6 protein-coding genes are annotated in these 10,793 nt (G+C 72.6%); all 6 read left to right on the top strand.

Annotated features, from left to right (window positions below):
- Positions 1-100 precede the first annotated feature (100 nt).
- Entirely contained in the window at positions 101-2,956 is a 2,856-nt protein-coding gene (locus tag SVTN_RS00960) for a glycoside hydrolase family 3 protein (RefSeq protein WP_245727410.1), read from the top strand.
- Positions 2,957-3,088: 132 nt separating this feature from the next.
- Entirely contained in the window at positions 3,089-4,072 is a 984-nt protein-coding gene (locus tag SVTN_RS00955) for an acetylxylan esterase (RefSeq protein ID WP_041127378.1), read from the top strand.
- A gap of 29 nt (positions 4,073-4,101) precedes the next feature.
- Positions 4,102-5,502, top strand: coding sequence for a GH1 family beta-glucosidase (locus SVTN_RS00950; RefSeq protein ID WP_041127377.1), 1,401 nt, complete (start codon positions 4,102-4,104; stop codon positions 5,500-5,502).
- On the top strand, positions 5,499-7,781 hold the full coding sequence (gene yicI / locus SVTN_RS00945) for an alpha-xylosidase (protein WP_041127376.1): 2,283 nt from the start codon (positions 5,499-5,501) through the stop codon (positions 7,779-7,781). Before SVTN_RS00950 ends, yicI begins: the two co-directional genes overlap by 4 nt.
- Positions 7,782-7,867: 86 nt before the next feature.
- Positions 7,868-8,860, top strand: a complete 993-nt coding sequence (locus SVTN_RS00940; protein WP_041127375.1) for a phosphotransferase family protein — start codon at positions 7,868-7,870, stop codon at positions 8,858-8,860.
- A 355-nt stretch (positions 8,861-9,215) separates the two neighbouring features.
- Entirely contained in the window at positions 9,216-10,769 is a 1,554-nt protein-coding gene (locus SVTN_RS00935; RefSeq protein WP_041133381.1) for an alpha-L-arabinofuranosidase B, read from the top strand.
- Positions 10,770-10,793: the final 24 nt, after the last annotated feature.

Raw genomic sequence — 10,793 nt, 5'->3', positions numbered from 1 at the left:
TTTGTTTCCTGGGGAGTTGACACCTCCATCGGAGCGTGTCAGCGTCGAAACGCTTCGATCATCCGGTCGCCGAACCGAGCCCGCCCGAAGGGTGTTCCACGTGACTTCCGTGCCCGTGTCCGCTGCCGGCCTGCCCGGTTTCCGCAATCCCACGCTCGCCCTGCGGGAGCGTGTCGACGATCTGCTCCAGCAGCTCACGCTCGACGAACGGCTCGCGATGCTGCACCAGTACGCGCCGGCCGTACCGCGCCTGGGCATCGCCCCGTTCCGCACCGGCAGCGAGGCCCTGCACGGCGTCTCCTGGCTCGGGATGGCGACGGTCTTCCCGCAGGCCGTCGGCCTCGGCGCCAGCTGGGACGAGGAGCTGGTACGCCGGGTCGCCGAGGCGGTCTCGACCGAGCTGCGGGCCTTCCACCACCACCGCCCGCCGGCCATCGGCAGCCCCGAGCGCGGGGCCAACTCACTGCAGGCCTGGGCCCCCGTGCTCAACCTGCTGCGCGACCCGCGCTGGGGACGCAACGAAGAGGGCTACTCCGAGGACCCGGTGCACACCGCGCGGGTCGGCGAGGCGTTCTGCAGGGGACTCGCCGGCGACCACCCGACCTATCTGCGGTCCGCCCCGGTGCTCAAGCACTTCCTCGCCTACAACAACGAGGACGACCGCTGCGTCACCTCCTCCGGACTGCGCCCGCGTGTCCTCCAGGAGTACGACCTGGCCGCCTTCCGCCCCGTCGTCGCCTCCGGTGCCGCGACCGGCGCGATGGCCGCCTACAACCTGGTCAACGGCCGGCCCTGCCACGTCAGTCCGCTGATCGAGGCGGAGCTGCGCCGCTGGGCCGAGCCGACCGGCCACGAGCTGTTCGTGGTCAGCGACGCCGAGGCCCCCTCCAACCTGGTCGACCCGGAGCACTACTTCGACGACCACGCCGAGTCCCACGCGGCGGCGCTCAAGGCCGGCATCGACAGCTTCACCGACCACGACCAGGACAGCGAGACCCCGGTCGGCCGGCTGCGCGAGGCGCTGGAACGCGGTCTGATCGACGAGACCGACGTGGACCGCGCCGTCCGCCGCCAGCTGGAACTGCGCTTCCGCCTCGGCGAGTTCGACCCCGACCTCGACCCCTGGTCCGGCACCGGCCCCGAGGTGATCGACTGCCCCGAGCACCGCGCCCTGGCCCGGCACGCCGCGATCGAGTCGACGGTCCTGCTCAAGAACGACGGCCTGCTGCCGCTCGACCCGGCCCGCACTCCGCGGATCGCCGTCATCGGCCCGCTCGCCGACACCCTCTTCGAGGACTGGTACAGCGGCACCATGCCGTACCGGGTCGGCCTGGCCACCGGCCTCGCCGCGGCCCTCGCCCCGCACGGCGGCGAGATCGTCCGGGTGGAGGGCTGCGACCGGATCGCCCTGCGCTCGCGCACCACCGGTGACCTGCTCGGCAAGACCTCCTTCGACGTGACCGACTGGGGCGGCGGCGCCTCCACGCTGCGCGCCGCCGACACCGGCCGCTACCTGACCCTCCAGGACGACGAGGGCCTGGCCGCCGACCAGGACGTCATCAAGGCCTGGTTCGTCAAGGAGACCTTCCGCTTCGAACCGGCCGGCGAGGACACCGTGCTGCTGCGCAACGTGTTCACCGGACGCTACGCCGCCGTGGACCCGACCGACGGCCGGGTGACGGTCACCGCCGAGACCCCGGACGCCGCCGAGCGCTGGCAGCGCGAGCTGCTGCGCGACGGCCGCGCCGAGGCGCGCGAAGCCGCCGCGACGGCGGACGCCGCCGTCGTCGTCCTCGGCAACCACCCGATGATCAACGGCCGCGAGACCGAGGACCGCGCCGACATCCGCCTGCCCGAGGGCCAGGAGGCACTGCTGCGCGCCGTCGCCGAAGCCCGCCCGCAGACGGCACTGGTGCTGATGAGCAGCTACCCCTACGCCCTCGACTGGGCCGACGAACACCTGCCCGCCGTGGTGTGGACCTCCCACGGCGGGCAGGAGACAGGACACGCGCTGGCCGCCGTGCTGCTCGGCGAGGCCGAGCCCGCCGGCCGTCTGCCGCAGACCTGGTACCGGGGCGACGACCCGCTGCCCGCCCCGCTCGACTACGACATCATCAAGGCGGGCTGGACCTACCAGTACCACCGGACCACCCCCCTCTACGCCTTCGGGCACGGGCTGTCCTACACCGACATCGCCTACCGCGACCTGCTCCTTTCGCAGCCCTCGGTCGACCCGTACGGCGCGGTCGACGCCACGGTGACGGTGGCCAACGGCGGCCCGCGACCCGGCACCGAGGTGGTCCAGGTCTACGTCCGGGCCCTGGACGCCCGCTACGAGGCACCCAAGCTGCGCCTCGCCGACTTCCGCAAGGTCCGGCTGGAGCCGGGGGAGAGCCGCGAACTGACGTTCCGGCTGTCGGCCGAACAGCTGGCCCACTGGGACGTCGCCACCGGAGCCTTCACCGTCGACCCCGGACGCTACGAGGTGATCGTCGCCCGCAGCGCCGACCACCCGGTCCTCATGGCACCGCTCACCGTGCCCGGTGCGGCCGCCGCGCCCCGCGCGGGCGTCGGACGCCGGATCCAGGCCGTCGACTTCGACGACTACGAGGACGCCACCATCGTCGACGCCACCCGCTCCGACGGCGACGCGGTCACGCCCGCCGACCCCGCACGGCCCGCCACGCTCCTCTTCCGGGAGGTCGACCTCTCCGGCGCCTCCGCGATCGAGGTCGAGACCGCCCGCGAGGACGTCCGCGCGATCGGGGGCCGGCTCGAAGTCCGGGCGGGCAGCCGGGTGCTGGCCGAGATCGAGGTGCCCGTGACCGGCGACCGCTACGCCTGGACGAGCACCACCGCCGAGCTCGCCGCCCCGCTCCACGGCGTGCACGACCTGAGCCTGACCCTGCACGGCGACTTCCGACTCTCGGCCTTCCGCTTCGGCGCGGCCGGCTGAGGCCTCCCGCCCCACAGACCGGCGGTCCGCCCAGGGGGAGGGCGGACCGCCGTCCCTCCCTGCCCGGTTCCGGGATCCACCGCCCGCCGGCGAGTCCGTTCCGACCCCCGTCACCACCAGGAGGAATTCCCCATGCCACTCACAGATCTCGGTCTCGACGAACTCGTCGGCTTCCGGCCCGAGGCGCCCGTCCCGCAGGGCTTCGACGAGTTCTGGCGCCGGACCCTCGCCGAAGCCCGATCGCACGGCGGGGCGGTCAAGGCCGAACGCGTCACCGAGCAGTACGCGCTGCGCACCGTCGAGGTCGACGACGTACGGTTCCCCGGCTGGAACGGCGAGCCGGTGGCCGCCTGGCTGCTGCGCCCGCGTGGCGTGGACGGGCCGCTGCCCGTCGTCGTCACCTACATCGGCTACAGCGGCGGCCGTGGACTGCCCACCGAGCACCTGCTCTGGTCCGCAGCCGGCTACGCCCAACTCGTCGTCGACAGCCGGGGCCAGGGCCGGGACACCCCGGACCGGGGCGAGGGCGACGGCACCCAGTGGGTCGAAGGCTTCATGACCCGCGGCATCGACTCCCCGGAGAACCACTACTACCGGCGGCTGATCACCGACTGCGTGCGCGCCGTGGACGCCGTCGCCGAACTGCCCGGTCTGGACGGCGACCGGGTCGTGCTGGCCGGCGGCAGCCAGGGCGGCGGACTGGCCCTCGCCGTCGCCGGGCTCAGCGGGGACCGCGTGGCCGCGACGATGCCGGACGTGCCGTTCCTGTGCCACTTCCGGCAGGGCGCGCAGACCGCCCTGGAGGGGCCGTACCAGGAGATCGTCAAGTACCTGCGCTGGCACAGCCCCCACCGCGTGGAGCAGGCCTTCGACACCCTCGACCACTTCGACGGCGTGCACTTCGCCCAGCGGGCCACGGCCCCGGCGCTGTTCAGCGTCGCCCTGATGGACCCGATCTGCCCGCCCCGCACCGTCTACGCCGCCTTCAACCACTACGCGGGTGAGGACCGCACCGTGACGGTGTGGCCCTTCGCCGACCACGGCGGCGGCTGCGGCGCCAACCCGCCCGTCCAGCTCGCCTGGCTGCGCGAGCGCGGGCTGGCGCCGCAGCTGTGAGCGCCGTGCCCTCCGGTGCCGGGACGCCCGTGACCTCTCCGGCCTTCCCGGAACTGCCCGCCGGCTTCCGCTTCGGCGCCGCCACCGCCGCTTACCAGATCGAGGGCGCCCACGACGAGGACGGCCGCGGCCCGTCCATCTGGGACACCTTCAGCCACACCCCGGGCCGCACCCTCGGCGGTGCCACCGGCGACACCGCCTGCGACCACTACCACCGCTACCCGGAGGACGTCGCGCTGCTGCGCGAGCTCGGCGTCGACGACTACCGCTTCTCCCTCGCCTGGTCGCGCCTGCTGCCCGAGGGCACCGGCCCGGTCAACCCGAAGGGCCTCGACTTCTACGACCGGCTGCTCGACGAACTGCTGGCCGCCGGGATCGCGCCCGCCGTCACCCTGTACCACTGGGACCTCCCGCAGGCCCTGGAGGACCGGGGCGGCTGGCGGGTGCGGCAGACCGCCGAGGCCTTCGCCGAGTACGCGGCCGTCGCCGCCGACCGTTACGGGGACAGGGTCGAGCGCTGGATCACCCTCAACGAGCCGTTCTGCACCGCCTTCGTCGGCTACGCCGAGGGCCGGCACGCGCCCGGCGCGCGGGAGGGCCGCGGGGCGCTGGCCGCCGCCCACCACCTGCTGGTCGGCCACGGCCTGGCCGTCCGGGAGCTGCGCGCCGCCGGCGCCCGCGAGGTCGGGATCACGCTCAACCCCGAGCGGCTGCACGCCGCCTCCGACCGGCCCGAGGACCTCGCCGCCCTGCGCCGGGCCGAAGTCCTGCACAACGAGGTCTGGACGGAACCGCTGTTCGCCGGACGCTACCCCGACCACGAGGGCGAGACCTGGGCGGGCCTGGCCGACGGCCCCTGGCGCCTGCCGGGAGACCTGCAACTGATCGGCGCGCCACTGGACTTCGTCGGCATCAACTTCTACCGGCCGCTCACCGTCGAGGCCGCCCCGCACCACGAGGACGACCCCGAACGGCGCACTGCCACGGACATCGGCGTGGCCGAGTCGAACCCGTACGGGACCCGGCTCACCACCATGGGCTGGTCGGTCGTTCCGGCCGCGTTCACCGAGCTGCTCGTCGACCTGGACTCCCGCTACCCGCAGCTGCCGCCGGTCTGGATCACCGAGAACGGCTCGGCCGAGGCCGACAGCGTCACTCCCGACGGCCACGTCCACGATCCGGAGCGGACCGGCTACCTGGCCGGCCACCTCGCCGCCGTCGCCGAGGCCGTCGCGGCCGGGGTCGACGTGCGCGGCTACTACGTCTGGTCGCTGATGGACAACTTCGAGTGGGCCTGGGGCTACGAGCAGCGCTTCGGCCTGGTCCGCGTCGACTACGAAACCCTGACCCGAACGCCCAAGGACAGCTACCACTGGTACCGGGGCCTGATCACCGCGCACCGCGCGCGGACGGAGGAACCTGCCCGATGAAGTTCACCGACGGCTACTGGCTGATGCGCCCGGGCGTCACCGCGCGCTACGCCACCGAGGTCGCCGACGTCCGCGCCGGCGAGGACCGGATGACCCTCTACGCGCCCGTGAAGCACGTGCGCGGCCGCGGTGACACGCTCAACAGCCCACTGCTGACCGTCGAATGCTGGTCCCCGGCCGAGGGCGTGATCGGGGTGCGCACCACCCACCACGCCGGTTCGGTGCGGCGCGGCCCCGAGTTCGCACTGCCCGGCGCCGAGCAGGGCCAGGGGAAGGTGAGCCGGGACGGCGACGTGGTCGAGCTGAGTGCCGGCGAACTGACGTTGCGGGTGGACGCCTCCCGGCCCTGGCAGCTGGAGTTCCGCGCCGGCGACCGGGTGCTCACCTCGGTGGGGGAGCGCGGCACCGGCTTCGTCACCGACGCCGAGGGCCGGCACCACATGCTCGGACAGCTCTCGCTGGGAGTCGGTGAGCTGGTCTACGGCCTGGGGGAGCGGTTCACCCCGTTCGTCCGCAACGGCCAGGTGGTGGACATCTGGCAGGCGGACGGCGGCACCAGCAGCGAGCAGGCGTACAAGAACGTCCCGTTCCACCTGACCAACCGGGGCTACGGCGTCTTCGTCAACCACCCCGGCAAGGTCAGCTACGAGATCGGCTCCGAGTCCGTCGGCCAGGTGCAGTTCAGCGTCGAGGACCAGTCGCTGGAGTACTTCGTCGTCCACGGCCCGACCCCCAAGGCGATCCTGGAGCGCTACACGGCCCTCACCGGCCGCCCCGCGCTGCCCCCGGCCTGGGCGCTGGGCCTGTGGCTGACCACCTCCTTCACCACCGAGTACGACGAGGCCACCGTCAACCGCTTCGTCGGCGGCATGGCCGAACGCGGTATCCCCTTGAGCGTCTTCCACCTCGACTGCTTCTGGATGCGCGAGTACCAGTGGAGCGACTTCGTGTGGGATCCGGACACCTTCCCGGACCCGGCCGGCATGCTGGGCCGCCTCAAGGAGCAGGGGCTGCGGATCTCCGCCTGGATCAACCCCTACATCGCGCAGAAGTCGGAGCTCTTCGCCGAGGGCATGGGCGAGGGCTACCTGCTGCGCCGCCCGGACGGCAGCGTCTGGCAGTGGGACCTGTGGCAGCCGGGCATGGCCCTGGTGGACTTCACCAACCCCGCCGCCCGCGACTGGTACAGGGGCAAGCTGCGCACCCTGCTCGACGTCGGCGTCGACTGCTTCAAGACCGACTTCGGCGAGCGCATCCCCACCGACGTGGCCTGGCACGACGGCTCCGACCCGGAGCGGATGCACAACTACTACACCCAGCTGTACAACCGGACCGTGTTCGAGCTGCTCCGCGAGGAGCGCGGGGAGGGGGAGGCGCTGCTGTTCGCCCGGTCCGCCACCGCGGGCGGCCAGCAGTACCCGGTGCACTGGGGCGGCGACTGCGAGTCGCACTTCAACGCCATGGCGGAGTCGCTGCGCGGAGGACTCTCCCTCGGCCTGTCCGGCTTCGGCTTCTGGAGCCACGACATCGGCGGCTTCGAGGGCACCCCGACCCCCGCGGTCTTCAAGCGCTGGACCCAGTTCGGCCTGCTCTCCTCGCACAGCCGGCTGCACGGCAGCAAGTCGTACCGCGTGCCGTGGGACTTCGGCGAGGAGGCCGTCGACGTCACCCGTGAGTTCACCCTGCTCAAGCACCGCCTGGCGCCCTATCTCCAGCAGGCCGCCCAGCAGGCGCACGCCACCGGCGTGCCGGTGATGCGCGCGATGGTGCTGGAGTTCCCGGACGACCCGGCCGCCGCCGCGCTCGACCGGCAGTACCTGCTCGGAGACGACCTGCTCGTCGCCCCGGTCTTCACCGAGGACGGCACGGTCGAGTACTACGTGCCCGAGGGGAGGTGGACCAACATCCTGACCGGCGATCAGGTCACCGGCCCGCGGTGGGTGCGCGAACAGCACGGCTTCCACACCCTGCCGCTGCTCGCCCGCCCCGACTCGGTCATCCCGCTCGGGGCGGACGACCAGCGTCCGGTCTCCGCCTGGGCCGAGGGCGTCGAGCTGCGGGTCCACGCCTTCGCCGACGGTGCCGAGCGCACCGTGGTGATCCCGCGCAGCGACGGCCCGGGCGAGAGCGCCCGCTTCCACCTGCGCCGCACCGGCGACCGCCTCCGGGTGACCACCGACAGCCCGCACCCCTGGCAGCTGCGGATCGGCGGCCCGGACGGCGCCGTGCACGTCAGCCCCGCGGGCACCCGTGACGCGGACCTGCCCTACCCGGCCTGAGGCCGGCCCCGACGTGAGGTCACGCGCCACCGCACCGTGGCGCGTGACCTCGCCCCCTTCCGCCCGACCCACGCCCGGAAGTGCCGATGCAGAGCCGCACGAAGCGCCACCTGACGCCCGCCGCGCTCGACGCCCTGCTGCGCGGCTCCGCCGGCATGGGGTGCCGCCTGGAACACGAGCTGACCGACGGCTGGTTCAACAGCGCCTACCGCGTCCTGCTGGACGACGGCCGACCCGCCGTCGTCAAGCTCGCCCCACCGCCCGCCGCACCGGTGCTCCGCTACGAGCGGGGCATCCTCGGGACGGAGACGATGGTCTACCGGCGGCTCGCGGACCTGCCGGAGGGCAGCGTCCCGGCACCCGAACTGCTCCACGCGGACGAGGAGTTCATCGTCCTGTCGGTGCTGGAGGGAACACCCTGGGACAAGGCGGGCGACCATCTGCCGCCCGGAGCGGGGGAGGCCCTGCGCCGCGAGCTGGGCGCGGTCACCGCCCGCCTGCACACCCTGACCCCGGCTGACGGCCGATTCGGCTACCCGGCCGGCGACTCCGCGCTCACCGCCGCCGACTGGCGCACCGCCTTCACCGCCATGGTCGAGGCCCTGCTCGACGACGCCGACCGCTGGCGGTCGCCGCTGGACGTCCCGCCCCGTGACCTCCGCGCCCTGGTGTCCGACGGCGGGTACGCACTCGACGAGGTCACCGAGCCGCGGCTCGTCCACTTCGACCTCTGGCCGGGCAACATCTTCGTCCGGGCGGCCGACGACGCCGGGCCGGCCCGGATCACCGGCCTCATCGACCACGAGCGGGCGTTCTGGGGCGACCCGGCCGCCGAACTGGTCTCGCTGGACTTCGGCGGCGGCACCGGCCCGGACAGCGAGCTCGCCGCTGGGTACACCGGAGCCGGCGGCAGCCTCGACTTCACCCCCGCCCTCCGGCACCGACTGGCGCTCTACCAGCTGTACTTGGGCCTGCTGCTCGTCGTGGAGTGCGCCCCGCGCGGCTACGGGGGCGAACACCTGGCGTTCTGCCGCCGGATGCTCGCCGACGCCGTCACCCGCCTCCGGGCCCTGGGGTGACGGGTGCAACCCCGACCTCGACGCTGCCGGGCCAATGCGAAGTGTCAACCGGCAGTTGAGGCTGGACCGTCCGTCGATGCGCGATGTCTTGACGGTGTCCTGGCGGCTGGCCATAGTGATGCCCGTTGCGGCACGGGAGGTGTCCGTGCCGTCATCACGCGCGCTCCTTCCGGTCGGAATTGTTAGCGCTAACAAAATCAGGTGCCTTCCTCCTTCCCTCCGCGAAGGAGTGCTCGCGGCCGTCCCCCGGAGCTACCCGAGCGGGAGCCCGAGCCGGGTCCGGCGGCGACGGCGAGGGACGGAGCCCGAACCGGACCGCTCACCTCACACCCCACACTGGTGAATGGAGTACTTCATGATCAAATCGTCGATCCGCAGGGTCAGGCGCGCCCTCCTCGCGGTCGGTGCGACCGCCGCGCTCTCCGTCGGCCTGCTCACCGCCACGGCCGGGACCTCGCAGGCGGCCACCCAGGGGCCGTGCGACATCTACCTCGCCGGTGGCACGCCGTGCGTGGCGGCGCACAGCACCACCCGGGCACTGTACGGCGCGTACAACGGCCCCCTGTACCAGGTCAGGCGCGCCTCCGACAGCGCGACCAGGGACATCGGCCCGCTGAGCGCCGGCGGATACGCCGACGCCGCCGCGCAGGACTCCTTCTGCGCCGGCACCAGCTGCGTCATCACCGTCCTCTACGACCAGTCCGGCAAGGGCAACCACCTCACCCAGGCGCCCGCCGGCGGGGCGGCCGGCGGGCCGGACAACCTCGCCAACGCCTTCGAGGCGCCGGTCACCGTCGGCGGGCACAAGGCGTACGGCGTCTACGTCGCCCCCGGAACCGGCTACCGCAACAACAACACCAACGGCATCGCCACCGGCGACCAGCCCGAGGGCATGTACGCCATCTTCGACGGCACGCACTTCAACGGCGGCTGCTGCTTCGACTACGGCAACGCCGAGACCAACAACCTGGACACCGGCAACGGCCACATGGAGGCCCTCTACTTCGGCGACAACAAGGGCTGGGGCTGGGGCAGCGGCAACGGCCCCTGGGTCATGGCCGACCTGGAGAACGGCCTGTTCTCCGGGGTCAACCGAGGGTTCAACGCCAATGACCCCAGCGTCAACAACCGGTTCCTGACCGCCATGCTCAAGGGCGGCCCGAACCAGTGGGCCCTCCGCGGGGGCGACGCCCAGTCGGGCGGCCTGTCCACCTTCTACAACGGCGCACGCCCCAACGCCACCGGCTACAACCCGATGCACAAGGAGGGCGCGATCATCCTCGGCATCGGCGGCGACAACAGCAAGTGGGCCCAAGGCACCTTCTACGAAGGGGTCATGACCCAGGGCTACCCGTCGGACGCCACCGAGAACGCGGTCCAGGCCAACATCACCGCCGCCGGCTACAACAGCGGCTCGACCGGCACCGGCACGCTGACCCCCGGCTCCCGGATCTCCCTGCGGGCCACCACCGCGCCCTGCTGCACCTCGCACTACCTCCGCCACAACGACGCCGACAACAAGGTCGTCATCGCCGGCACCGCCTCCTCCAGCTCGGCCACCGACAAGGCCGACGCCACCTGGATCGTCCGCGCCGGCCTGGCCAACACCTCCTGCCTCTCCTTCGAGTCCGCCAACAACCCCGGGAAGTTCCTGCACCACTACGACTACGAGCTCTACCTGGACTTCGACAACGGCGCCGGCGCCTTCGCCCAGGACGCCACCTTCTGCCCCACCAGGGGCAACAGCGGGGTCGGCACCTCCTTCCAGTCCGTCAACTTCCCGACGAAGTACATCCGGCACTACAACTACACGGCCTACATAGCGAGCAACGGCGGCTCCAACAGCTGGGACAGCGGCACCAGCTGGGCCGCCGACACCAGCTGGCTCATCGCCCAGCCCTGGGGCTGAGCCACCGGGGCAACACCACCGCGC

The organism is Streptomyces vietnamensis (assembly GCF_000830005.1).
GTDB lineage: Bacteria > Actinomycetota > Actinomycetes > Streptomycetales > Streptomycetaceae > Streptomyces > Streptomyces vietnamensis.
Note: the sequence above shows the minus strand (reverse complement) of the source record. Positions and strands in the feature narration are given on the sequence as shown.